This window comes from Kitasatospora sp. NPDC002227, assembly GCF_040296285.1.
Lineage (GTDB): Bacteria > Actinomycetota > Actinomycetes > Streptomycetales > Streptomycetaceae > Kitasatospora.
Genome location: NZ_JBEOWY010000024.1, coordinates 35,191 through 59,870 on the forward strand (window position 1 = coordinate 35,191; position 24,680 = coordinate 59,870).

Genomic DNA, 24,680 nt, shown 5'->3' on the forward strand with positions numbered 1-24,680 from the left:
ATGCCCGCAGCAGACGCCTCCCCGCCCGGCGCCGGCCCCGCGGAGCCCACCGACGCCGAGCTGCTGGCCCGGCACGCGGCCGGTGACCCGGACGCCTTCGGGCAGCTCGTCCACCGCCACCGGGACCGCCTCTGGGCCGTCGCCGTCCGCACCCTGGGCGACCCGGAGGAGGCCGCCGACGCCCTGCAGGACGCGCTGGTCTCCGCCTTCCGCGCCGCGGGCACCTTCGAGGGCCGCTCGGCCGTCACCACCTGGCTGCACCGGATCGTGGTCAACGCCTGCCTCGACCGGGCCCGCCGGGCGGCGTCCCGGCGCACCGGCTCGCTGGACGAGACCCCCGAGCGGCTGGACGCCCTGCTCCCCAGCGCCGAGCCGACCGAGGCCGTGGTGGTCCGCGCCGAACTCCGCCAGGAGCTCGGCGCCGCGCTGGCCACCCTCCCGGCCGACCAGCGCGCGGCGCTCGTCCTGGTCGACATGCAGGGGTACCCGGTGGCCGAGGCGGCCGCCGTGCTCGGGGTGCCGGTCGGCACGGTCAAGAGCCGCTGCGCCCGGGGGCGGGCCCGCCTGCTGCCACTGGTGCGTCACCTCGGGCGGTCGGCGGCAGTTTCACGTGAAACGGAGGGGCCACGTGAAACAGCGGGGCCACGTGAAGCCGGGACCGGCACCGCCGCCGTTTCACGTGAAACAACGAGGCCGCGGGAGACGGGCGGGAACCCGGAAGCCCCCCGGTCCGTCCAAGGAGACGCCGCCCCACGACCGGCCCTGGAAGGGGATGTGACCCCCCGATGACGCCGCACGCCTCCGACCCCCGGCCGACCGACGGACACCCCGAGCTGGAGCAGCTGGCCGACCTCGCCGAGGAGCTGACCGACCCGGCCGAGGCCCCGGCCCTGCGCGAGCACCTGCGGGCCTGCCCGGAGTGCGCCGACAGCTACGCCGCCCTGCTCGAGGTCCGCGAACTGCTCGGCGCCGAGCCCGCTCCCCCGCTGCCGACCGCGGTCGCCGACCGGATCGACGCCGCCCTCGCCGCCGAGGCCGCCGCCCGCCAGGAGCTGACCCCGCGCGAGGCCCCGGCCCCCGAGGCCCGTCCGAGGCCCGCCGAGGCCCCGGCACGGCCCGCCACGGCCCTCCCCGAGCCCGCCGCCCCTGTCCACCGCCCCCGGCGCCGTCGCCGCCTGCTGGTCGCCTCCCTGGGGCTCGCCGCCGCCCTGGCCCTCGGCACCCTGATCTCCCGGATCGACCTGTCCGGGCCGAGCGAGCCGAGCGGCTCCCCTGCGGCCGCCGGGGCGGCGGCCCGGCCGGGAGTCACCTTCACCGAGGGTGCCCTCCCCCAGCAGATCAGGTCGCTGCTCCCGGCCGGTGCCAAGGCCAGCCCGGGCGCCGTGCACGGCATGGCCAGCGCCCAGGAGCCGAACGCGACCACCGTGCCCGCCCCCTGCCAGGCCGCCGCCACCGGCCACCCGGCCGACACCGCCGTACTCCTCAGCACCCCCGGCAGCTACCAGGGCGCCCCGGTGCAGGCCCTGGTCTACCCGCTGCCCGAGCAGCCGGGTCAGCTCGACGTGTATCTCGTCACCCCCTCCTGCCCCGGCTCCACCGTGCTGCTCCACACCACCGTCCCGTCCGGCTCCTGATCCAGCGGCCCGGCCGGCGAAACCTCGCGTCCACGACCTGACGAGACAGCGCCCACCCCTCGGGCGTCGGCTGCGGAGCGGGCTGGGAATGAGCGACACTTGTGTGTCGTTGTCCCGGGCGGCGGAGCAGGACCGCCCTCCGCGCAAGAAGCGCCCCACCCGCGGTCCAGCCTTGCGAAGCGATCAGGAGATGCAGTGAGCGACGTCCGTAACGTGATCATCATCGGGTCCGGCCCCGCCGGTTACACCGCCGCGCTCTACACCGCCCGAGCCTCCCTCAAGCCGCTGGTCTTCGAGGGTGCCGTCACCGCCGGTGGCGCGCTGATGAACACCACCGAGGTCGAGAACTTCCCGGGTTACCGGGACGGCATCATGGGCCCCGAGCTGATGGACAACATGCGGGCCCAGGCCGAGCGCTTCGGCGCCGAGCTCATCCCGGACGACATCGTCGAGGTCGACCTCACCGGCGACATCAAGACGGTGACCGACTCCGAGGGCACCGTGCACCGCGCCCGCGCCGTGATCGTCACCACCGGCTCGCAGCACCGCAAGCTCGACCTGCCGAACGAGGACAAGCTCTCCGGCCGCGGTGTCTCCTGGTGCGCCACCTGCGACGGCTTCTTCTTCAAGGGCCAGGACATCGCCGTGGTCGGCGGTGGCGACACCGCTCTGGAGGAGGCCACCTTCCTCTCGCGCTTCGCCAACTCCGTCACCGTGATCCACCGCCGTGACACCCTGCGCGCCTCCAAGGCCATGCAGGAGCGTGCCTTCGCCGACCCGAAGATCAGCTTCGCCTGGGACAGCGCCGTCGAGGCCATCCACGGGGACCCGAAGCTGAGCGGCGTGACCCTGCGCGACACCACCACCGGCGAGCTGCGCGAGCTGCCGGTCACCGGCCTGTTCATCGCGATCGGCCACGACCCGCGCACCGAGCTCTTCAAGGGCCAGCTGGAGCTAGACGCGGAGGGCTACCTGAAGGTGGAGGCCCCCTCCACCCGCACCAACATCCCGGGTGTCTTCGGCGCCGGTGACGTCGTCGACCACACCTACCGCCAGGCGATCACCGCCTCCGGCACCGGCTGCTCCGCCGCGCTGGACGCCGAGCGCTACCTGGCCGCGCTGGACGACCTGGAGGCGCAGGCCGCCGCCGTCGCCGCCGTCTGAGCACCCCCGCTCCACCTGTACCGCACCCTCCCACACCCCTAGGAGTCCCCGTGGCCGGCGCCACCATCGAAGTGACCGACGCAACCTTCAAGACCGAGGTCCTCCAGAGCGACAAGCCCGTCCTGGTCGATTTCTGGGCCACCTGGTGCGGCCCGTGCCGCATGGTCGCCCCGATCCTCGAGGAGATCGCGGGCGAGCACGGTGACAAGCTCACCGTCGCCAAGATCGACGTCGACGCCAACCAGGAGACGGCGGCCGCGTACAACGTCATCTCGATCCCGACGCTGAACGTGTACCAGGGCGGCGAGCTGGTGAAGACCATCACCGGTGCCCGTCCGAAGGCGGCCCTGCTCCGCGAGCTGGCCGAGTACCTGTAGGCAGTACGACTGAGGGCGGGTCCGCTGGTGCGGGCCCGCCCTCAGCCGTCCCCCCAGGCCTCAGAACGGCCGCAGGGCCAGCTCCTTCTTCCGCGCCCCGCCGAGCAGGCGCTCCAGCGCGCCCTCCACGTCGCCGCGCCAGGAGAGCGTGGTGCGGGCCTCCAGGCGCAGCCGGGGGTAGCGGTGGTGCGGCCGGACGGTCTTGAAGCCCACCGCGAGCAGGTGCTCGGCGGGCAGCACACAGCTGGGGATCTCCCGGCCGACGGCGCCGAAGGCCTCGACCGCCTTGAAGCCGCGGGCCACCACGTCCTTGACCACCTGCTGCACCAGCACCCGGCCCAGCCCCTGCCGCTGGTAGCCGGACAGCACCCGGCTGATCATCAGCTGGACGGCGTCCGGCGAGACCGGACTGGTCGGGAAGGCCCCCGACCGGGGCACGTAGGCCGGCGGCGCGTACAGCACGTAGCCCGCCGGCACCTCGTCCACGTACGCGATCCGGCCGCAGGAGCCCCACTCCAGCAGGACGGCCGAGATCCAGCCCTCCTTCTCCAGCTCCGGTCTACCGGACTCGACGGCCGCCTTGGCGGTCACCGGGTCCAGCTCCCAGAACACGCAGGAGCGGCAGGTGCTCGGAAGATCGGCCAGGTTGTCCAGCGTCAGCGGAGCGATCCGGCGTCCCACGCCCCACACCTCCATGTTTCACGTGAAACATGCCCCTGTTCGGCTCCGGACGGCTCAGCCCTGCGAGAGGCGCAGCCCCTCCTCGCCCGGGGCGAGGCTGTCCAGGATCCGGTTCAGGTCCTCCACCGAGGCGAACTCCAGCACGACCTTGCCCTTGCCGAGCTTGCCGCCGCGCTGGGAGACCTCCACCTTCACCCGGGTGTCGAAGCGGTCCGAGAGCCGCCCGGCCAGGTCGTTGAAGGCCGGGGAGATCAGCCGGCCGGCCTTCGGGCCGGCGCCGCGCTGGGGCTTCTCCTCCTGGTCCATCACCGCGACCAGTTCCTCGGTGGTGCGCACCGAGAGCCCCTCCGCGATGATCCGCTTGGCCAGCGCGTCCTGCCGCTCACCGTCCGGCACCCCGAGCAGGGCGCGGGCGTGGCCGGCGGTGAGGACACCGGCGGCCACCCGGCGCTGCACGGCGGGCGACAGCCGCAGCAGGCGCAGCGTGTTGGAGACGTGCGAGCGGGAGCGGCCGATCCGGTCCGCGAGCTCGTCGTGGGTGCAGGAGAAGTCGCGCAGCAGCTGGTCGTAGGCGGCGGCCTCCTCCAGCGGGTTCAGCTCGGCGCGGTGCAGGTTCTCCAGGAGGGCGTCCAGCAGCAGCTTGTCGTCCTCGGTGGCCCGGACGATCGCGGGGATCTGCTCCAGACCGGCCTCGCGGGAGGCCCGCCAGCGCCGCTCGCCCATGATCAGCTCGAAGCGGTCGGCCGAGACCTGGCGCACCACCACCGGCTGGAGCAGGCCCACCTCCTTGATGGAGGCGACCAGCTCGGCCAGCTTGTCCTCGTCGAAGACCTCACGCGGCTGGCGCGGGTTGGGCGTGATGGCGTCCAGCGGCAGCTCGGCGAAGCGGGCGCCCTCGACCGGGGTCAGCAGCTGGTCCCGGACGGACTCCGCGGCGGCCTTGGCGGCCACCGTGCCGCGGTCGGTCGGCAGCAGCGGCACCGCGGCGGGCGAGAGGGCCCCCGTGCCGGACGCCCCCGCGGGGACGATCGGCGCCGCGCCGGAGCGCGCCGGAGCCACCGTGGCCGCACCGGGCGCGGCGGCGGGTGCCGCCGCCGGGATCAGTGCCCCGAGCCCTCGTCCGAGTCCCCTGCGCCCACCGCTCACCGGTTGTCCTCCATCGTGCCGTGCTGTGCCATCTCAGCGGCGCCGCTGCGCTGCTGCCCCACCGTGCCCGCGCCGACCGCGCGCAGCGCGAGCTCGCGGGCCGCCTCCAGGTAGGAGAGCGCTCCGGTGGAACCCGGATCATAGGTCAGCACCGTCTGCCCGTAGCTCGGCGCCTCGGAGATGCGCACCGAGCGCGGGATGGCGGTCGCCAGCACCTCCTGGGCGAAGTGCGTCCGCACCTCCTCCGCGACCTGGGCGGCGAGCCGGGTCCGGGCGTCGTACATGGTGAGCAGGATGGTGGAGACGTGCAGCTGCTGGTTGAGGTGCTGGCGCACCAGCTCGACGTTGCGCAGCAGCTGGCCGAGGCCCTCCAGCGCGTAGTACTCGCACTGGATCGGGATCAGCACCTCCTGGCCGGCCACCAGGGCGTTGACGGTCAGCAGGCCCAGGGAGGGCGGGCAGTCGATCAGGATGTAGTCCAGCGGCTGCTCGTAGGCCGCGATGGCCCGCTGCAGGCGGCTCTCCCGGGCGACCAGCGAGACCAGCTCGATCTCGGCGCCCGCGAGGTCGATGGTGGCGGGCACGCAGAACAGGCCCTCGACCTCGACCACCGGCTGCACCACGTCGGCGAGCGGCTTGCCCTCGACCAGGACGTCGTAGATGGACGGCACCTCGGCGTGGTGGTCGATGCCGAGCGCGGTCGAGGCGTTGCCCTGCGGGTCGAGGTCGACCACCAGGACGCGTAGCCCGTGCATGGCCAGCGAGGCGGCCAGGTTGACGGTGGTGGTGGTCTTCCCCACCCCGCCCTTCTGGTTCGCCACCACGATCACCCGGGTCGAAGCGGGCCTGGGCAGCCCCTCCCCCGCCCGCCCGATGGCCTGCACGGCGGCCTGGGCAGCCCGTGCGATAGGCGTGTCATCGATCTGGTCGATGGTCTCCGAGTCCTGCATGGGGGTCAGTGTTTCACGTGAAACCGGAGCGGCAACAGTCGCCGCCCGGCCGCGACGGAGGATTCCTGGAAGCAGCGAGCGACGTTTCACGTAAAACACCATGCCCGCAATGTCGGAAATCTGACGGTGCGACACTCCGACGGTAGACAGCAACCAGCCCCGGGGATTACGCCCCGGGGCTGGTCAACGAGCCTTGGACACAGCTCAGCGGCGGCGGCGGGACTGGCCGCGGCCGTCGGCGGTCTTGTTGCCGGCGCGGCCGGCCCGGGCGGCCTTGGCCCGGCGGGTGGCGGCCTTGACGCCGCCGGGGCTCTCGCCGGCCTCGACCTGGACGACCCGGGTCGAGGTCTCCAGGGTGCCCTCGCCGACCGAGATGACCGTCCACTTCACGGCGCCCAGCTTGGCCAGCGCCGAGCGCGATTCGGCCAGCTCCTGCTCGGCGGTGTCGCCCTTGAGCGCCAGCATCTGCCCGTACGGGCGCAGCAGCGGCAGGCCCCAGCCCGCCAGCCGCTCCATCGGCGCCACCGCGCGGGCCGTCACCACGTCCACCGCGAGTTTGCCGACCATCTCCTCGGCCCGGCCGCGCAGCACCGTGACGTTGTCCAGGCCGAGCTCGCGGACGACCTCCTCCAGGAAGGTGGTCCGGCGCAGCAGCGGTTCGAGCAGGGTCACCGAGACGTCCGGGCGGGCCATCGCCACCGGGATGCCCGGCAGGCCGGCGCCGGAGCCGACGTCGCAGAGCGAGGCGTCCGCGGGCAGCAGCTCGGCGAGCACCGCGCAGTTGAGCACGTGGCGGTCCCAGAGCCGGGGCACCTCGCGCGGGCCGATCAGGCCGCGCCGCACGCCCGCCGTGGCCAGCAGCTCCGTGTACCGCACGGCGGTCTCGTAGCGCTCCCCGAAGACCTCCCGCGCCACGGGCGGCGCCTCGGGCAGCCCCTCCGGTTCCTGCGCCGGGATGCCCTCGGTCGTCTCGCCGTCCGCGTCCATCTCAGCCTCTCCGCTCACCGTATCCACCACCGCTCACCCCACTGTTTCACGTATGCGGTGTTTCACGTGAAACACGGCACGTCCAGAGCCCTCAGACCGACGACGACCCCGCCCGCAGCAGCGGGCGGGGTCGGACGTCAGGCAACCGCGTCAGGCCGGGAGCACGACCACACAGCGCTGGGGCTCCTCGCCCTCCGACTCGCTGCGCAGGCCGGCCGCCGCGACGGCGTCGTGCACGACCTTGCGCTCGAACGGCGTCATCGGCCGCAGCTTGACCTGCTCTCCGCTGCTCTTCGCCTGCTCGGCGGCCTTGCTGCCCAGCTCGGCCAGCTCCGAGCGCTTGCGCGCGCGGAAGCCCGCGATGTCCAGCATGAGGCGGCTGCGCTCACCGGTCTCGCGGTGCACGGCCAGTCGGGTCAGCTCCTGGAGCGCCTCCAGCACCTCGCCGTCCTGGCCGACCAGCCGCTGCAGCGAGCGGTCGTTGCCGTCGCTGACGATCGAGACCAGGGCGCGGTCGCCCTCGACGTCCATGTCGATGTCACCGTCGAGGTCGGCGATGTCGAGCAGACCCTCCAGGTAGTCGGCCGCGATGTCGCCCTCCTGCTCCAGGCGGGCGACGAGGCTCTCCGGCGCGGCCTCGGCCTTGGTCGCGGAGGTGGTGCCTTCCGTCACTGATGGACTCCTTCGGAATGGGCCCGCGGGTGGGGCCGAGAACGAGGTTCGAGAGGGGCTGGGCGGGGCCTGCCGGGGCCTACTTCTTCTTGCGCCCCTGGCCGCCCTGCTGGCCGCCGCGCTTCGGCTGCTGGCGCTGGCCCGGCTTGGCCGCCGCCTTGCCCGCACCGGCACCCGTGGTCTCCGTGGGCTCGTCGGCCGGGGCCGCCTCGGGTGCCGCGTCCTGCGGCTCCTTGGTCAGGCTGGTGTGGCCGGTCTGCTGCCGCTGCGACTTGGTCTGCTTGCGCGGCTGCTGCCGGCGCACCTGCACGGCCGCCTCGACGGTCTCCCCGGCACTGGCCGAGGTGCCGGTGGCGGCACCCTTGCTGCCCGAGAACAGCGCCGCGAGGCCGACCTTCTTGATCGAGCCGTCCGCGTTGATCCGGCCCTGGCGCTTCAGGCGCTCCTGGCGCTCGGCGAAGGCGTGGCTGCCCGGCGTCGGGTTGTTGCGGATGACGATCAGCTGCTGGCCCATGGACCAGACGTTGGTGGTCAGCCAGTAGACCAGCACACCGACGGGGAAGTTGATGCCCATCACGGCGAACATGACCGGGAAGACGTACATCAGCATCTTCTGCTGCTGCATGAACGGCGTCTTGACCGTGAGGTCCATGTTCTTGGTCATCAGCTGGCGCTGGGTGATGAACTGCGACAGCGACATCAGGATGATCATCACCGCGGTGACGATCTTCACGCTGGTCTGGGGGCTGCCCAGGAAGGTCGCCGAGAGCGGGGCACCGAAGATGTGGGCCTGGCCGGCGCTCGCCAGCAGGTCACCCTTGATGACGCCGATCGGCTCGTGGTGCGCGACCTTGCTCAGCACGCCGTACAGGGCGGTGAAGAACGGCATCTGCACCAGGATGGGAAGGCACGAGGAGAACGGGTTGGTGCCCGCCTCCTTGTACAGCTTCATCATCTCTTCCGACTGGCGCTGCCGGTCGTTCTTGTACCGCTCCTGGATCGCCTTCATCTTGGGCTGGATGGCCTGCATCGCCCGGGTCGACTTGATCTGCTTCACGAAGAGCGGGATCAGGCAGATCCGGATGACGATCACCATGGAGGCGATCGCGAGGCCCCAGGCCCAGCCGCCGTTCGGATCGAAGACGTGGCTGTACAGCGAGTGGAACTGGACGATGATCCAGGACACCGCGGTGTACAGAGGGTTGAGGAAGGACCAGGTCACCGGTCAGACTCCTTGGTGGGCATCGGGCTCGGCCACCGGCTCAGGCCCGGCGGTCCCGCTCTTCGGGCTCAGCAGATCGCGCAGCCGACGGTGCCAGACCGGATGCTTGCGCGGGGGAACATGATCGACCCCACCGGGCGACCACGGGTTGCAGCGCAGGATGCGCCAGGCGGTCAGGCCACTGCCCTTGACCGCTCCGTGCACCCGCACCGCCTCGTACCCGTAGTGCGAGCACGAGGGGTAGTAACGGCAGACCGGGCCGAGCAACGGACTGATCGTCCACTGGTAGAGCCTGATCAGCCCCATCAGCAGGTACTTCATCGCCCTGCTCCCGTCGGCGTACTGCCGGAAGGCTCCTTGAGCAGCCGCCGCAGCGCCGCTGCGAGGTCGTGCTCGAGTTCGGCGTACGTGGCCGACCCGGCCGAGGGCAGCGCGCGTACCACTATCAGGCTACCTGCGGGCAGGCGCGCCAGATGGCTCCGGACCAGGTGACGCAGACGACGCTTCACCTGGTTGCGGACCACGGCGGGGCCGACGGCCTTGCTCACGACGAAACCCGCACGCGCCGAAGGAAGCCCCTCGGCGACGTGCGGGCTGGAGTCGCTGTTCCGGTCGGCCGGCCCCTCGGTCTCCTCAGCTCTGCTGAGGTGGACGACCAGAAGGGGCCGACCGGCTCGGCGACCGCGTTTCACCGCGGTCGCGAAGTCCTGGCGCCGCCGCAGCCGATTCTCGGAGGGCAGCACTGCAGACCCTTGCGCGGATCAGGCGGAGATGGCGGCGCGGCCCTTGCCACGGCGAGACGCCAGGATGGCGCGGCCGGCGCGGGTACGCATCCGCAGCCGGAAGCCGTGGGTCTTCGCGCGGCGACGGTTGTTCGGCTGGAAGGTGCGCTTGCTCACTCGGGGGCTCCTGAGGTGAATCGAAGGATGACGGGAGATCGCTTGGCCGTCACCGTGCGTCCGCGTGATCCCCTGCCCACCGGTCTCCCGGTGGGTGGCGGTACGGCTCCGACTTCCCAGGTCGGCTGGGTTTCGGAGCATTCCACGGCGCCCGTGCTGCGCGCCTCTGGAAGCGGGAGGACCCGCGGACATGCGGCAGCGGCCATCGACAACTCGACCTGGTTACGGTACGCGGGAGGGGGGTGGAGGGTCAAACCGGCTGGCACTCCGCCCACCCGCCGGGCCGCCGTACCCTGGCCCTGAGCCCGCCTGCCCACAGCCTGTGGACAGCAACTTGAATCAGCTCTGCCCGCTGACTACCGTTGCAGGACTTGTCTGGTTTGTTCGTCACCATCCGGCCCGGACCGCCCCCAGCAAGAGACCGCCCCGCAAGTCCGACCTTTGACACCCCCCTGCCGGGGAACGAGAAAGCGTGCACCAGTGGCTGATGTCAACAGCGATCTCGTCGTGGTCTGGGCGAGGGTCGTCGAGCGGCTGGTCAACGACACCGGTGTCGGGGACAAGGACAAGGCGTGGGTGCGGCGCACCCAGCCGATGTGGATGATGCACGACACCGCGCTGCTCGCCGCCCCCAACGAGTTCGCCAAGCAGGTGCTCGAGGGCCGGCTGATGCCGCAGCTGAGCGAGGCGCTGAGCCGTGAGTTCGGCCGCCCGGTGCGGATCGCCGTGATGGTGGACGCCAACGCCGTGCCGCCCGCCGCCGCACCCGCGGAGCCCCCGGCCGCCGAGCAGCCCCGCCAGGACGACTGGCAGCAGCCCTCCTACCGCGAGGAGCCGCCGTACGGCGCCCGCGAGGCCGGCCGCTGGCCCGGCAGTGGCGAGGGCTACCCCGAGCGCGACTACGGCCGCTCCTACGAGCAGCCCGCCGAGCCCTCCTACGGCACCGGCGGGGCCGGCCGCAGCCGCTACGACAGCGCCTCCTACGACCAGCGCCCCGACCCGTACGCGAGCAACCCGCAGCCAGCCGACGAGCAGCCCTACCAGGGCGGCGCGCCGTACCGGGAGGAGCAGCCGGGCTGGGGCGAGCAGCCCGGCCCGCAGGGCGAGGACCGGCCCGAGAGCTGGGGTCGCAGCCGCTACGGCACGGAGGGCGGCGAGCGCGACCAGGACGGCGGCGGGCAGGGCGACCTGTTCGGCGGTGCGTACGGCGCGCCCGGCGGCGACCGCGGCCCGCGGCCCGGTGCGGCAGGCCGCCGCCCGGCCGCTCCCCCGCGGCCCCCGGCCGGGCCCACCGGCCCCGCGGCCCGCCCCGGCGGCGCCGTCGCCGAGCGGCCCGCCACTCCCCCGGGGCTGCCCGAGCGCACCCCGAGCCCGGGCGTGCCCGCGCCCCCCGGCGCTCCCCCGGCCGGCGGCTCCCGCAAGGACGAGCCCGCGGCCCGGCTGAACCCCAAGTACCTCTTCGACACCTTCGTGATCGGCGCGAGCAACCGCTTCGCCCACGCGGCGGCCGTCGCCGTCGCCGAGGCCCCGGCCAAGGCGTACAACCCGCTGTTCATCTACGGCGAGTCCGGCCTCGGCAAGACCCACCTGCTGCACGCGATCGGGCACTACTCGCGCAGCCTCTTCCCGGGTACCCGGGTGCGGTACGTGAGCTCGGAGGAGTTCACCAACGAGTTCATCAACTCGATCCGGGACGGCAAGGCGGACGCGTTCCGCAAGCGGTACCGGGACATGGACATCCTGCTGGTCGACGACGTGCAGTTCCTGGCGTCCAAGGAGTCGACGCAGGAGGAGTTCTTCCACACCTTCAACACGCTGCACAACGCGAACAAGCAGATCGTGCTCTCCTCGGACCGGCCGCCCAAGCTGCTGACCACGCTGGAGGACCGGCTGCGCAACCGCTTCGAGTGGGGGCTGATCACCGACGTCACCCCGCCGGAGCTGGAGACCCGGATCGCGATCCTGCGCAAGAAGGCGATCCAGGAGCAACTCAACGCTCCCGCCGACGTGTTGGAGTTCATCGCGTCCCGGATCACCCGGAACATCCGGGAGTTGGAGGGCGCGCTGATCCGGGTCACGGCCTTCGCCAACCTGAACCGGGCGCCGGTCGACCTGGAGCTGGCCGGAATCGTGCTCAAGGACCTCATCCCCGGTGGGGACGAGGACGCCGGGCCGGAGATCACGGCGCAGGTCATCATGCAGCAGACGGCCGCGTACTTCGGGCTGGGTGTGGACGACCTGTGCGGCTCCTCGCGCAGCCGGGTGCTGGTGACGGCCCGCCAGATCGCCATGTACCTCTGCCGCGAGCTGACCGACCTCTCGCTGCCGAAGATCGGCGCGCAGTTCGGCGGCCGCGACCACACCACGGTGATGCACGCGGACCGCAAGATCCGCTCGCTGATGGCCGAGCGGCGCTCGATCTACAACCAGGTCACCGAGCTCACCAACCGCATCAAGAGTTAGGGCCTCTCTTTCGGATCACGTCGGATCAGCGGGCGTCGTTGGGGCGCGTGCATCGGCGGTGCCGACGAGGGAGTCCATGCGGAGCATCGGCGACTGAGGAGAAGCCGTCGAGGTGCGTGCCCCGGCGGCGACCGCCCGGCGTGATCCGAAAGAGAGGCCCTAGTACCGGGCCCCGCAGCGGCCTTGAGAGGGAGTCAGGACACCGTCCTGGCTCCCTTTCGGCGTATCGGGGGCGCGAGCAGGTGTAGCTATAAGTGGGGCGGGGCAGGATCTTCCCAGTCAGCTCCGGGTGCCTGCCGAACATCTGACCAGCAATTCGAACGCGACTGGTCGGCGAGGCGGTTTTCCACAGGATCGGGTGGGTTTTCCCCGTCCACAGTGCACCGGGCTCGGAGTTATCCAGAATTCCTCCACAGGGCGGCCGCCGCTACGCTCGTCCGCGCAGGTCAGTGGCCTGTGGACTTGTGCACAACGGTTATCCACAGGGTGTGGAAATCTGGCGGGCCGTCAGGGGGCCGATCGGGTTGTCCACCGCTTGTCCCCAGGGAAAAGCCAGTTATCCCCAGCTTCTCCACAGCAGAGTCCACAGTTCGACAAGCTTGGGGAAGAGTTCACCACCCGGTGTGAAAGGCGTCACGTGGCGTTGACAGACGCCCGTGGATAACCGGGTCATGATCTGGGGACGCAGCTGGGGATAACCTGTGGATACTCCGAGTGGGCTGTGGGTAACTCTCGGTCATCCACAGAAGGCCGTGTTCGTCCACAGGAACCCTCCACAGGCACTGTGGACAAAAAACCGGGTCTGACCTGCGAAAACAGGGTTATCCACGGTATCCACAGGCCCTACTACTACCACTACACCTATAGAGCCATCGACCCGAAAAACGGTGGGGTGGCCCGAAATCTGTGGACAACCGCGACCCGACAACTGTTCGCCTCTTCACCCCTCGCTTGCCCCGGCTGTCGGTGAAGTACGTCAGACTGTCCTAGGCAACTGGAGCCGACCGGTCGAGGCCGGAGCACAGCTGCCCCAAGCAGACGATCAAGAGCGAAGCGACAGCAGGACCCAGGAGGCGGTTACCGGTGAAGTTCCGGGTGGAGCGTGACGTCCTCGCGGAGGCGGTGGCCTGGGCTGCCCGCAGCCTCCCGGCGCGGCCGCCGGTGCCGGTGCTGGCCGGCCTGCTGCTGACGGCGCAGGAGGGCACCCTGGCCCTCTCCGGCTTCGACTACGAGGTCTCGGCCCGGGTCGAGCTGCAGGCGGACGTCGAGGAGCAGGGCACGGTGCTGGTCTCCGGCCGCCTGCTGAACGACATCTCGCGCAACCTTCCCAACAGGCCTGTGGAGATCTCCACCGACGGCATGCGGGTCAGCGTGGTCTGCGGCAGCTCGCGGTTCACCCTCCCGACCCTGCCGGTGGACGAGTACCCGGCCCTGCCCCAGATGCCGACCGCCACCGGCACCGTCTCCGGTGACGTGTTCGCCGCCGCCGTCAGCCAGGCCGCCGTGGCCGCCGGGCGCGACGACACCCTGCCGGTGCTGACCGGTGTCCGGGTCGAGATCGAGGGCGACAAGATCACCCTGGCCGCCACCGACCGGTACCGCTTCGCCGTCCGCGAGCTGCTGTGGAAGCCCGAGCAGGCCGACATCTCGGCCGTCGCCCTGGTGCCCGCCAAGACGCTCCAGGACATCGCCAAGTCGCTCGGCAGCGGGGACAACGTCTCCATCGCGCTGGCCTCCGGCGGCGCCGGTGAGGGCCTGATCGGCTTCGAGGGCGCCGGGCGCCGCACCACCACCCGGCTGCTCGAGGGCGACTTCCCCAAGTTCCGCAACCTCTTCCCGACGGACTTCTCGGCCACCGCCGCGATCCAGACCCAGCCCTTCCTCGAGGCGCTCAAGCGCGTCTCGCTGGTCGCCGAGCGCAACACCCCGGTCCGGCTCAGCTTCGAGCAGGGCGTGCTGACCCTGGAGGCCGGCTCGGGCGACGACGCACAGGCTGTGGAGCGGATCGAGGCCGACCTCGAGGGCGACGACATCTCGATCGCCTTCAACCCGGGCTACCTGGAGGAGGGCCTGAAGGCCATCGACGCCGCGTACGCGCAGCTCGCCTTCACCACCTCGACCAAGCCCGCGCTGCTCAGCGGCAAGCCCGCGATCGACGCGGAGGCCGACGCCGCGTACCAGTACCTGATCATGCCGGTCCGCCTCTCCGGCTGACGTACCTGCGCCGTCCACAACCGCGCAGCCACCTGGGGACAACCTCCCCGAGGTGGCTGCGCGGCGGCGTCCCGCTCACCGCATAGGCTCGGAGGGCGGCAACGGCGCCGCTGTCAGGCACGTCACCACAGTGAAGGACTCTGTCATGGAGCTCGGCCTCATCGGTCTCGGCAAGATGGGCGGCAACATGCGCGAGCGCATCCGCCGCGCCGGCCACACCGTCATCGGGTACGACCGCAACCCGGAACTCGCCGACGTCGACAGCCTGGAGCAGCTGGTCACCAAGCTGCAGGCCCCCCGCGTGGTCTGGGTGATGGTCCCGGCCGGCGGCCCGACCCAGGACACCGTCGACCAGCTGGCCGAGCTGCTCTCCCCCGGCGACGTGGTCGTGGACGGCGGCAACTCGCGCTGGACCGACGACATCAAGCACGCCGAGACGCTGGCCGCCAAGGGCATCGGCTTCGTGGACTGCGGCGTCTCCGGCGGCGTCTGGGGCCTGGAGAACGGCTACGCGCTGATGTACGGCGGCGAGGCCGAGCACGTCGCGAAGGTCCAGCCGGTCTTCGAGGCGCTCAAGCCGGAGGGTGACTTCGGCAGCGTCCACGCGGGCAAGGTCGGCGCCGGCCACTTCGCCAAGATGGTCCACAACGGCATCGAGTACGCGATGATGCAGGCCTTCGCCGAGGGCTGGGAGCTGCTGGAGGCGGCCCCCGAGGTCACCGACGTGCGCGAGGTCTTCCGCAGCTGGCAGGAGGGCACGGTCATCCGCTCCTGGCTGCTCGACCTGGCCGTCCGCGCGCTGGACGAGGACGAGCACCTGGCCAAGCTGCGCGGCTGGGCCGCCGACTCGGGCGAGGGCCGCTGGACGGTGGAGGCCGCGATCGACCACGCCGTGCCGCTGCCGGCCATCACCGCCTCGCTGTTCGCCCGCTTCGCCTCGCGGCAGGACGACTCCCCGCAGATGAAGATGATCGCCGCGCTGCGCAACCAGTTCGGCGGCCACGCGGTCGAGTCGAAGTAGTTCACAGAAGTTCTCCACAGAAGGCGGCGTAGTCCACAGCCATGCACGTTGCGCATCTGTCGCTCGCCGACTTCCGTTCCTACGCCCGGGCCGAGGTACCCCTCGGTCCGGGCGTGACGGCCTTCGTGGGCCCCAACGGCCAGGGCAAGACCAACCTGGTCGAGGCCATCGGCTACGTCGCCACCCTGGGCAGCCACCGGGTGGCCACCGACGCCCCGCTGGTCCGGCTCGGCGCCGAGCGCGCCGTGGTCCGCACGAGCATCGTCCGCGAGGCCCGGACCACCCTGGTCGAACTGGAGATCACCCCGGGCAAGGCCAACCGGGCCCGGATCAACCGCTCGGACAACGTGCGGCCGCGGGACGTCCTGGGCCTGCTGCGGACGGTGCTTTTCGCCCCCGAGGACCTGGCCCTGGTGAAGGGTGATCCGGGGGAGCGGCGGCGCTTCCTGGACGAGCTGCTGGTGGCCCGGGCGCCCCGGCTGGCGGGGGTGCGGTCCGACTACGAGCGCGTGCTCAAGCAGCGCAACGCGCTGCTGAAGACGGCCGCGGCGGCCCGCCGCAGCGGTGGTGGCCGGGCTTCGGACCTGGCCACGCTGGAGGTGTGGGACGGTCATCTGGCGCGTACCGGCGCGGAGCTGACGGCCTTCCGGCTGCAGCTGGTGGCCGCGCTGCAGCCGCTGGTGGCGGCGGCTTATGCACAGCTCGCGCCCGGGGGTGGGGACACCGTCCTGGAGTACCGCAGCTCCTCCTTCGAAGGCGAGCGGCCGAGCAGCCGGGAGGAGGCCGAGCAGCAGCTGCTCGCGGCCCTCGCCGAGGCGCGCGGCCAGGAGCTGGCCCGGGGGCTGACGCTGGTCGGACCGCACCGCGACGAGCTCGGCCTGCGGCTGGGCGAGCTGCCGGCCAAGGGGTACGCGAGCCACGGGGAGTCCTGGTCGTACGCGTTGGCGCTGCGGCTGGCCTCGTACGAGCTGCTGCGCTCGGACGGCGGGGAGCCGGTGCTGATCCTGGACGACGTCTTCGCGGAGCTGGACGCACGGCGGCGGGAGCAGCTGGCCGAGCTGGTGGCTCCGGCCGAGCAGGTGCTGGTGACGGCGGCGGTGGCGGAGGACGTGCCGAAGGCTCTCTCCGGGGCCCGGTACGCCGTCTCCGACGGAGAAGTGACCCTCCTCTAGTCGGTTGCACGACCCAGGGGCGCGGGGAACGGCGCGATCAGCCCTCGACGGAGGTGCATGGTCGGCAGCGCACGCAGTTAATGAGCAGAGCCCTGCGCCCCTGGGTCGTGCAACTGGCCGTCCCTTTCAGACGTACTCTGGTCTGTCCACAGCCTGGGGAAAGGAGATCGCGGTGAGCGATCCGGAGCTGTCGGGCGTGGATCTTGCCCGGGTGGCGTTGCGTGCGGCCAAGGAGCAGGCGCGGCTGCGCGGGGAGCAGGTGCGGGAGAAGCGGGAAGCGAAGAAGCACGGGCTGCGCAGCGGGGCCCGGGCGGACGGGCGGGATCCGGTGCCGTTGGGGGCGGCGCTGAGCCGGCTGATCACCGAGCGGGGCTGGGAGGCGCCGGCCGCGGTGGGCGGGGTGATGGGGCGGTGGGCCCAGATCGTCGGTCCGGACATCGCCGCGCACTGTGTGCCGAAGACCTTCGACGAGGCGGCCGCGGTGCTGACGGTGCAGTGCGACTCCACCGCGTGGGCGACTCAACTCCGACTGCTGGCACGTCAGTTGGTGGCCCGGCTGAACCACGAGCTGGGCCATGGCACGGTCAAGGTGATCAAGGTGCAGGGGCCGGACGCCCCCGCCCGGGGCTACGGGCGGCTGCGGGCGCCGGGCAGTCGCGGCCCGGGTGACACCTGGGGGTGACGGGGCGACTCCGGAACTGAATCCTCCGGAACCGCTGACGGCCCTTTTGCGGCCGCTAAGCCCCCCTGGCGAGTATCGGGACATGTCCGGCGGGGATTCAGGGCGGCACATCTGCCCTCAGGGGCTGCCAAACGCCCATCTATGTCAGTCCTACCGGTAGACTAGAAGCCAAACGCTGTTGCTCGCAGCAACCGAGTCGAAACGCCGTGGTCGCAGGCCCGCCCGAACCGGGGGTGGGGTGCGACCGCGCGCTGTGCCAGAGAGGGCGCTTCGTGGCCGATTCCGGCAACCCCAGCCAGAACCCAGACCCCACCGACCCGTCGACCGCCGCGTCCTACGACGCCAGCAACATCCAGGTGCTGGAGGGCCTCGACGCCGTCCGCAAGCGCCCTGGCATGTACATCGGCTCGACCGGTGAGCGCGGGCTGCACCACCTGGTGCAGGAGATCGTGGACAACTCCGTCGACGAGGCGATGGCCGGGCACGCCGACCGGATCGACGTGACCCTGCTGGCCGACGGCGGTGTCCGTGTCGTCGACAACGGCCGTGGCATCCCGGTCGGCATCATGCCGGCCTACCAGAAGCCCGCCGTCGAGGTCGTGCTGACCGTCCTGCACGCGGGCGGCAAGTTCGGCGGCGGCGGCTACGCCGTCTCCGGTGGTCTGCACGGAGTCGGCATCTCGGTGGTGAACGCGCTCTCCACCCGCCTCGCGGTCGAGATCCACACCGAGGGCTCGCGCTGGACCCAGGAGTACAAGGCCGGCGCCCCGGTGGCCCCGCTGGAGCAGCACGAGGCCAGCGAGACCACCGGCACCACGGTCACCTTCTGGGCGGACCCGGAGATCTTCGAGACCACCGTCTACTCGTTCGAGACGCTCTCCCGGCGCTTCCAGGAGATGGCCTTCCTCAACAAGGGCCTGACCATCGCGCTGACCGACGAGCGCCCGGAGCACGTGGACGAGGAGGGCAAGCCGCTCTCGGTCACGTACAAGTACGACGGCGGCATCGCCGACTTCGTCGCGCACCTGAACTCGCGCAAGGGCGACGTCATCCACCCCTCGGTGATCGACTTCGAGGCGGAGGACAAGGAGAAGCGGATCTCCGTCGAGATCGCGCTCCAGTGGAACAGCTCGTACACCGAGAGCGTGTACTCCTTCGCCAACACCATCCACACCCACGGCGGCGGCACCCACGAGGAGGGCTTCCGCGCGGCGCTGACCGGCCTGGTCAACCGCTACGCGCGTGACAAGAAGCTGCTCCGCGAGAAGGATGACAACCTCTCCGGCGAGGACATCCGCGAGGGTCTGACCGCGATCATCTCGATCAAGCTCGGCGAGCCGCAGTTCGAGGGCCAGACCAAGGACAAGCTGGGCAACACCGAGGCGAAGACCTTCGTCCAGAAGGTGGTCCACGAGCAGCTCAACGACTGGCTGGACCGCAACCCGGTCGAGGCGGCGGACATCATCCGCAAGTCGATCCAGGCGGCCACCGCCCGGGTCGCCGCCCGCAAGGCGCGGGACCTCACCCGCCGCAAGGGCCTGCTCGAGTCGGCCTCGCTGCCCGGCAAGCTGAGCGACTGCCAGTCCAAGGACCCGGCCGAGTGCGAGATCTTCATCGTCGAGGGTGACTCCGCCGGCGGCTCGGCCAAGCAGGGCCGCGACCCGCGCACCCAGGCCATCCTGCCGATCCGCGGCAAGATCCTGAACGTGGAGAAGGCCCGGATCGACAAGGTGCTGCAGAACACCGAGGTCCAGGCGCTGATCTCGGCCTTCGGCTGCGGCATCCAGGAGGACTACGACGAGGCCAAGCTCCGCTATCACAAGATCGTCCTGATGGCGGACGCCGACGTCGACGGGCAGCACATCCGCACCCTGCTGCTCACCCTGCTGTTCCGCTTCATGCGCCCGCTGGTCGAGGCCGGTTACGTCTACCTCGCGATGCCGCCGCTGTACAAGATCAAGTGGGGCAAGGACGACTTCGAGTACGTCTACTCCGACCGCGAGCGCGATGCCGTGATCGCGGCGGGCGTGGCGAACGGTCGCCGGCTGCCCAAGGACGACGCGATCCAGCGCTTCAAGGGTCTCGGCGAGATGAACGCCGAGGAGCTGCGGGTCACCACCATGGACCAGGCCCACCGCCTGCTGCTCCAGGTGACCCTCGAGGACGCGGCCCGCGCCGACGACCTGTTCTCCGTCCTGATGGGCGAGGACGTCGAGGCCCGCCGGTCCTTCATCCAGCGCAACGCCAAGGACGTCCGCTTCTTGGACGTGTGACGGACGCACAGTCCCGCACACCTCCAGTCCGCGTGAAAGGAAACTGACCACCAGTGGTCGACGAGAACCGTCCTGACGGCGAGCAGCCGGACGACAGCACCGCCATCGACACTTTCGTCTCCCGGGTCGAGCCGATCGAGCTCGAGACGGAGATGCAGCGCTCCTACCTCGACTACGCGATGAGCGTGATCGTCTCCCGGGCGCTCCCCGAGGTCCGCGACGGCCTCAAGCCGGTGCACCGCCGGGTGCTGTACGCGATGTACGACGGCGGCTACCGGCCCGAGAAGGGCTACTACAAGTGCGCCCGCGTCGTCGGTGACGTGATGGGTAACTACCACCCGCACGGTGACACCTCGATCTACGACACCGTGGTGCGCCTGGCCCAGCCGTGGTCGCTGCGGATGCCGCTGGTGGACGGCAACGGCAACTTCGGCTCGCCGGGCAACGACCCGGCGGCGGCCATGCGCTACACCGAGTGCAAGATGATGCCGCTGGCCATGGAGATGATGCGCGACATCGACGAGGAGACCGTCGATTTCGCCGCCAACTACGACGGCCGCTCGCAGGAGCCGACCGTCCTGCCCTCGCGCATCCCCAACCTGCTGATCAACGGTGCCACCGGCATCGCGGTCGGCATGGCCACCAACATCCCGCCGCACAACCTGCGCGAGGTGGCCTCGGGCGCGCTGTGGGCGCTGGAGCACCCGGAGGCCTCCAACGAGGAGCTGCTCGAGGCCCTGATCGAGCGGATCAAGGGCCCGGACTTCCCGACCGGGGCGCTGATCGTCGGCCGCCGCGGCATCGAGGACGCCTACCGCACCGGCCGCGGCTCGATCACCATGCGCGCGGTGGTGGAGGTCGAGGAGATCCAGGGCCGCCAGTGCCTGGTGATCACCGAGCTGCCGTACCAGGTCAACCCGGACAACCTCGCGCTGAAGATCGCCGACCTGGTCAAGGACGGCAAGATCGCGGGCATCGCGGACGTCCGCGACGAGTCCTCCTCGCGCACCGGCCAGCGCCTGGTGGTCGTGCTCAAGCGCGACGCCGTGGCCAAGGTCGTGCTCAACAACCTGTACAAGCACACCGACCTGCAGACCAACTTCGGCGCCAACATGCTGGCCCTGGTCGACGGTGTGCCGCGCACCCTCTCGATCGACGCCTTCATCCGGCACTGGGTGAGCCACCAGGTCGAGGTCATCGTCCGCCGCACCACCTTCCGGCTGCGCAAGGCCGAGGAGCGGGCGCACATCCTGCGCGCGCTGCTCAAGGCGCTGGACCAGATCGATGCGGTGATCGCGCTGATCCGGGCCTCGGAGAGCGCGGACGCGGCCCGCACCGGCCTGATGGAGCTGCTGCGGATCGACGAGCTGCAGGCCAACGCGATCCTCGAGATGCAGCTGCGCCGCCTGGCCGCGCTGGAGAGCGCGCGCATCCTGAGCGAGCACGACGAGCTGCAGGCCAAGATCAACGAGTACAACGCGATCCTGGCCTCGCCCGTCCGCCAGCGCGAGATCATCTCCGAGGAGCTGACCGCGATCGTCGAGAAGTACGGCGACGAGCGGCGCTCCACCCTGATCCCCTCCGACGGTGACCTCTCGATCGAGGACCTCATCGCCGAGGAGGACATCGTCGTCACCATCACCCGTGGCGGCTACGTCAAGCGCACCCGCTCCGACCTGTACCGCTCGCAGAAGCGCGGCGGCAAGGGCGTGCGCGGCGCGCAGCTGAAGCAGGACGACATCGTCGACCACTTCTTCGTGACGACCACCCACAACTGGATCCTGTTCTTCACCAACAAGGGCCGGGTCTACCGCGCCAAGGGCTACGAGCTCCCGGACGCCGGGCGCGACGCCCGCGGCCAGCACGTGGCCAACCTGCTGGCCTTCCAGCCGGAGGAGCACATCACCCAGGTGATGGCGGTGCGCACCTACGAGGACAAGCCGTACCTGGTGCTCGCCACCCGGGCCGGCCTGGTGAAGAAGTCCGCGCTCAAGGACTACGACTCCCCGCGCTCCGGCGGCCTGATCGCGATCAACCTGCGGCAGGACGAGGAGGGCAAGGACGACGAGCTGATCGGCGCCGAGCTGGTCTCCGCCGAGGACGACCTGCTGCTGGTGTCGAAGAAGGCCCAGTCGATCCGCTTCACCGCCACCGACGAGGCGCTTCGCCCGATGAGCCGCGCCACCTCGGGCGTGAAGGGCATGTCGTTCCGCGAGGACGACGAGCTGCTGTCGATGAACGTGGTCCGTCCGGGCACCTTCGTCTTCACCGCGACCGACGGCGGTTACGCCAAGCGGACCCCGGTGGACGAGTACCGTGTCCAGGGGCGGGGCGGTTTCGGTACCAAGGCGGCGAAGATCGTCGAGGGCCGGGGCTCGCTGGTGGGGGCGCTGGTCGTCGAGGAGACCGACGAGATCATGGCGATCACCCTCTCCGGCGGTGTGATCCGCACCAGGGTTTCGGGCGTTCGTGAAACCGGACGTGACACCATGGGCGTCCAACTGATCAACCTCGGGAAGAAGGACGCGGTCGTGGGCATGGCCCGCAACGCGGAGGCCGAGGACGAGGAGACGGGCGAGGACGAGGGCACTGCCCCCGAGGCCTCGGCCGAGAACGCGACCACGGCGGAGGGCACGGCCGAGCAGGCCTGACCCTCTGCCCAGGTGGCCGGTGCCCGCCCCCGCGGGTGGGCACCGGCCACCGACCGCGTCCGGGCAACACGGCCCGGGGGCATTGCATGGAGCCAGGGCGGAAGGCCGGCCTGGCAGGTGACTGCGGGAGGACCAGCGTGAGTGGAGCCACGGGTGCTGCGGGAGGAGCCGCGGGCGGCCTGCCGGGCGGGATGCCGTACGGCGGCGGCGTACCGCAGCCTCCGGCCGAGCACCCTGCCTCGTCCACCTCGCTGATGCCGCCGGTGGCCGCGTCGCAGGGTGGCGGCCCGAGCTACGGCGCGGGTGTCCCGCAGCCGCCCGCCCAGCCGCCGCAGGCCGGCTTCTCGCAGCCGACCACGTACGCCAAGGGCCAGCCGACCCCCGCGCGCGGCACCCGGGTGACCCAGGGCACCTCCGCGCCCCGGCGCCCGGCCGCCGCGCCGGCCGGCCAGGCCACCCAGGGCGGCGGGCTCGGCCGGGTCCGCAAGGCCCGGCTGCGGATCACCAAGGCCGACCCGTGGTCGGTCATGAAGGTGAGCTTCCTGCTCTCGCTGGCCGTCGGCGTGATCATCATCGTCGCGGCCGCCGTGCTGTGGATGACCCTGGACGGCCTGGGCGTGTTCGACTCGCTGAGCACCACGCTCAAGGAGGTCACCGGTTCGGACACCTCCGGCGGGCTCAACATCATGGACTACATCGGCTTCGGCAAGGTCATGATGTTCACCACCCTGATCGCCGTGGTGGACGTGGTCCTGATGACCGCCCTGGCGACGCTCTCCGCCTTCATCTACAACACCGCCGCCGGCTTCACCGGCGGTGTCGAGCTGACCCTCGCCGAAGAGGACTGAGTCCCTCCGGTACCTCCCGGGACGGGCCGGACCTGACACAGCATCCCGCGCACCGCACCATCTCCGGAATCCCAAGGCCCCGAAGGCCGTTGACTGCCTTCGGGGCCTGCGGGCGTTCGAGTGACAGCACCGACGCCACGGCGTGCCGACGGGCACGGCCGTGGCAGCCGTCGGATTAGCTGTCCGCGACGCCACGTCGGGGCCGGTGACGGGTGGCAACTTTCGCGGGAGGCACACCATGGCAAAGGTCGCAACGCAACTGGTCGGGGCACTCGAGGAGCTGCTCGGGGCGCGCATCCCGCTCCGGGTGCGGGCCTGGGACGGCAGCGAGGCGGGCGCGCCGGAGGCACCCCTGGTGGTGCTGCGCAACCGCCGGGCCGTCCGGCACCTGATCTGGCAGCCCGGCGAGCTGGGCCTGGCCCGGGCCTACGTCTCGGGCGATCTGGACCTCGCGCCGGAGTCGGACCTGTACGAGGTGCTGCACGCCGTGGCGGCCTTCACCGAGCAGCAGGAGGCCTCCGGGCAGCACCTCGGCCTGAAGGACATCACCGGGCCCGAGGGGCGGCGTCTGCTGGCCGCGGCGCTGCGTACCGGCGCGCTGGGCCTGCAGCCCGCTCCGCCGCCGGAGGAGGCCCGCCAGCAGGGCCGCCTGCACAGCCGGGGCCGGGACCGCCAGGCGATCAGCCACCACTACGACGTGGGCAACGACTTCTACGAGCTGGTGCTCGGCTCCTCGATGGTCTACTCCTGCGCCTACTGGGAGCCGGCCGCCCGGAGCCTGGAGGCCGCCCAGGCCGCCAAGCTCGACCTGATCTGCCGCAAGCTGGGCCTGCGCCCGGGGATGCGCCTGCTGGACGTCGGCTGCGGCTGGGGCTCGATGGCGCTGCACGCGGCCCAGCACTACGGCGTCGAGGTGGTCGGCGTCTCGATCTCCACCGAGCAGGTCGCCTACGCCCGCAAGCGGGTCGCGGACGCCGGTCTGGCCGACCGGATCGACATCCGGCTGCAGGACTACCGGGAGATCCCGGACGGGCCCTTCGACGCCATCTCCAGCATCGGCATGGCCGAGCACGTGGGCAGCAGCGAGTACCTGACGTACGCCTCGGGCCTCCTGGGGCTGCTGGCGCCCGGCGGGCGGCTGCTCAACCACCAGATCTCCCGCCGCCCGAACCGGCAGGGCCAGCCGCACGTGCAGAGCGCCTTCATCGACCGGTACGTCTTCCCCGACGGCGAGCTCTCCCCGGTCGGCTCCACCGTCTCGCTGATCGAGGAGGCCGGTTTCGAAGTCCGGGACGTGGAGTCGCTGCGCGAGCACTACGCGCTCACCCTGCGGGAGTGGGTGGCCAACCTCGAGGCCAACTGGGCGCAGGCCGTCCGGCTGGTCGGCAGCGGCCGGGCCCGGGTCTGGCGGCTGTACATGGCCGCCTGCGCGCTGGCCTTCGAGGAGAACCGGATCGGCATCAACCAGGTGCTCGCCGTGCGCACCGAGCAGTCCGGCCGCAGCGGTCTGCCGGCCACCCGGGAGCAGTGGCTGGCCCGCCCCACCGCCTCCGAGCTGGGCCGCTCGGGCAAGGCCGCCGGCACCGCCGCCTGAACGGATTTGGGAGATCGGCCATCGGTCCGC

At 71.3% G+C, this 24,680-nt stretch carries 22 protein-coding genes; 13 read left to right on the forward strand and 9 right to left on the reverse strand.

What is annotated here, in order from left to right:
* From sigM to trxA, 4 genes are all read left to right on the forward strand, one after another.
* Entirely contained in the window at positions 1–789 is a 789-nt protein-coding gene (gene sigM, locus ABT095_RS21655; RefSeq protein WP_350531092.1) for an RNA polymerase sigma factor SigM, read from the forward strand.
* Positions 786–1,634, forward strand: coding sequence for an anti-sigma factor family protein (locus tag ABT095_RS21660; protein ID WP_350531093.1), 849 nt, complete (start codon positions 786–788; stop codon positions 1,632–1,634). The genes sigM and ABT095_RS21660 overlap by 4 nt, the downstream gene beginning before the upstream one ends.
* Before the next feature lie 195 nt (positions 1,635–1,829).
* A complete protein-coding gene (gene trxB, locus ABT095_RS21665) occupies positions 1,830–2,798 on the forward strand; it encodes a thioredoxin-disulfide reductase (RefSeq protein ID WP_350531094.1) in 969 nt (322 codons plus the stop codon).
* Between the two features lie 50 nt (positions 2,799–2,848).
* On the forward strand, positions 2,849–3,175 hold the full coding sequence (gene trxA, locus ABT095_RS21670) for a thioredoxin (RefSeq protein ID WP_350531095.1): 327 nt from the start codon (positions 2,849–2,851) through the stop codon (positions 3,173–3,175).
* A 60-nt stretch (positions 3,176–3,235) separates the two neighbouring features.
* Here the strand turns inward: trxA and ABT095_RS21675 are convergent, their stop codons facing one another.
* From ABT095_RS21675 to rpmH, 9 genes are all read right to left on the reverse strand, one after another.
* The gene (locus tag ABT095_RS21675; RefSeq protein ID WP_350531096.1) at positions 3,236–3,856 is read right to left on the reverse strand and encodes a GNAT family N-acetyltransferase; all 621 of its coding nucleotides are present in this window, start codon (positions 3,854–3,856) and stop codon (positions 3,236–3,238) included.
* Positions 3,857–3,910: 54 nt separating this feature from the next.
* Positions 3,911–5,002: a ParB/RepB/Spo0J family partition protein gene (locus tag ABT095_RS21680; protein ID WP_350531097.1), complete on the reverse strand. Its 1,092-nt coding sequence runs from the start codon at positions 5,000–5,002 to the stop codon at positions 3,911–3,913.
* Positions 4,999–5,952 carry a ParA family protein gene (locus tag ABT095_RS21685; RefSeq protein ID WP_502884955.1) on the reverse strand — a complete coding sequence of 318 codons (954 nt, stop codon included), beginning with the start codon at positions 5,950–5,952 and terminating at the stop codon, positions 4,999–5,001. The genes ABT095_RS21680 and ABT095_RS21685 overlap by 4 nt, the downstream gene beginning before the upstream one ends.
* 204 nt (positions 5,953–6,156) lie before the next feature.
* The gene (gene rsmG / locus ABT095_RS21690; protein ID WP_350531159.1) at positions 6,157–6,939 is read right to left on the reverse strand and encodes a 16S rRNA (guanine(527)-N(7))-methyltransferase RsmG; all 783 of its coding nucleotides are present in this window, start codon (positions 6,937–6,939) and stop codon (positions 6,157–6,159) included.
* Between the two features lie 150 nt (positions 6,940–7,089).
* Positions 7,090–7,611 (reverse strand): Jag family protein, encoded by a 522-nt coding sequence (locus ABT095_RS21695; protein ID WP_350531098.1) that lies wholly within the window; start codon positions 7,609–7,611, stop codon positions 7,090–7,092.
* A 79-nt stretch (positions 7,612–7,690) separates the two neighbouring features.
* On the reverse strand, positions 7,691–8,833 hold the full coding sequence (gene yidC, locus ABT095_RS21700) for a membrane protein insertase YidC (protein WP_350531099.1): 1,143 nt from the start codon (positions 8,831–8,833) through the stop codon (positions 7,691–7,693).
* A 3-nt stretch (positions 8,834–8,836) separates the two neighbouring features.
* On the reverse strand, positions 8,837–9,154 hold the full coding sequence (yidD, locus tag ABT095_RS21705; protein WP_350531100.1) for a membrane protein insertion efficiency factor YidD: 318 nt from the start codon (positions 9,152–9,154) through the stop codon (positions 8,837–8,839).
* The gene (gene rnpA / locus ABT095_RS21710; protein WP_350531101.1) at positions 9,151–9,576 is read right to left on the reverse strand and encodes a ribonuclease P protein component; all 426 of its coding nucleotides are present in this window, start codon (positions 9,574–9,576) and stop codon (positions 9,151–9,153) included. Before rnpA ends, yidD begins: the two co-directional genes overlap by 4 nt.
* Before the next feature lie 18 nt (positions 9,577–9,594).
* Positions 9,595–9,732, reverse strand: coding sequence for a 50S ribosomal protein L34 (gene rpmH, locus ABT095_RS21715; protein ID WP_104817273.1), 138 nt, complete (start codon positions 9,730–9,732; stop codon positions 9,595–9,597).
* A gap of 480 nt (positions 9,733–10,212) precedes the next feature.
* Between rpmH and dnaA the strand changes: the two genes are divergently transcribed.
* The 9 genes from dnaA to ABT095_RS21760 all read left to right on the forward strand — a co-directional run bounded on the left by dnaA (position 10,213) and on the right by ABT095_RS21760 (position 24,650).
* Positions 10,213–12,195: a chromosomal replication initiator protein DnaA gene (gene dnaA, locus ABT095_RS21720; protein WP_350531102.1), complete on the forward strand. Its 1,983-nt coding sequence runs from the start codon at positions 10,213–10,215 to the stop codon at positions 12,193–12,195.
* Between the two features lie 1,083 nt (positions 12,196–13,278).
* Positions 13,279–14,409, forward strand: coding sequence for a DNA polymerase III subunit beta (dnaN, locus tag ABT095_RS21725; protein WP_350531103.1), 1,131 nt, complete (start codon positions 13,279–13,281; stop codon positions 14,407–14,409).
* Between the two features lie 145 nt (positions 14,410–14,554).
* A complete protein-coding gene (gene gnd, locus ABT095_RS21730; protein ID WP_350531104.1) occupies positions 14,555–15,430 on the forward strand; it encodes a phosphogluconate dehydrogenase (NAD(+)-dependent, decarboxylating) in 876 nt (291 codons plus the stop codon).
* 41 nt (positions 15,431–15,471) lie between these two features.
* Complete coding sequence (recF, locus tag ABT095_RS21735; protein WP_350531105.1) at positions 15,472–16,602, forward strand: DNA replication/repair protein RecF; 1,131 nt, start codon at positions 15,472–15,474, stop codon at positions 16,600–16,602.
* 166 nt (positions 16,603–16,768) lie between these two features.
* A complete protein-coding gene (locus ABT095_RS21740; RefSeq protein ID WP_502884960.1) occupies positions 16,769–17,284 on the forward strand; it encodes a DciA family protein in 516 nt (171 codons plus the stop codon).
* Between the two features lie 272 nt (positions 17,285–17,556).
* A complete protein-coding gene (gene gyrB, locus ABT095_RS21745; RefSeq protein ID WP_350531107.1) occupies positions 17,557–19,557 on the forward strand; it encodes a DNA topoisomerase (ATP-hydrolyzing) subunit B in 2,001 nt (666 codons plus the stop codon).
* A 53-nt stretch (positions 19,558–19,610) separates the two neighbouring features.
* Entirely contained in the window at positions 19,611–22,208 is a 2,598-nt protein-coding gene (gene gyrA, locus ABT095_RS21750; RefSeq protein WP_502884956.1) for a DNA gyrase subunit A, read from the forward strand.
* A 137-nt stretch (positions 22,209–22,345) separates the two neighbouring features.
* Entirely contained in the window at positions 22,346–23,056 is a 711-nt protein-coding gene (locus ABT095_RS21755; RefSeq protein WP_350531108.1) for a DUF3566 domain-containing protein, read from the forward strand.
* A 238-nt stretch (positions 23,057–23,294) separates the two neighbouring features.
* Positions 23,295–24,650, forward strand: coding sequence for a class I SAM-dependent methyltransferase (locus tag ABT095_RS21760; RefSeq protein ID WP_350531109.1), 1,356 nt, complete (start codon positions 23,295–23,297; stop codon positions 24,648–24,650).
* Positions 24,651–24,680 lie beyond the last annotated feature (30 nt).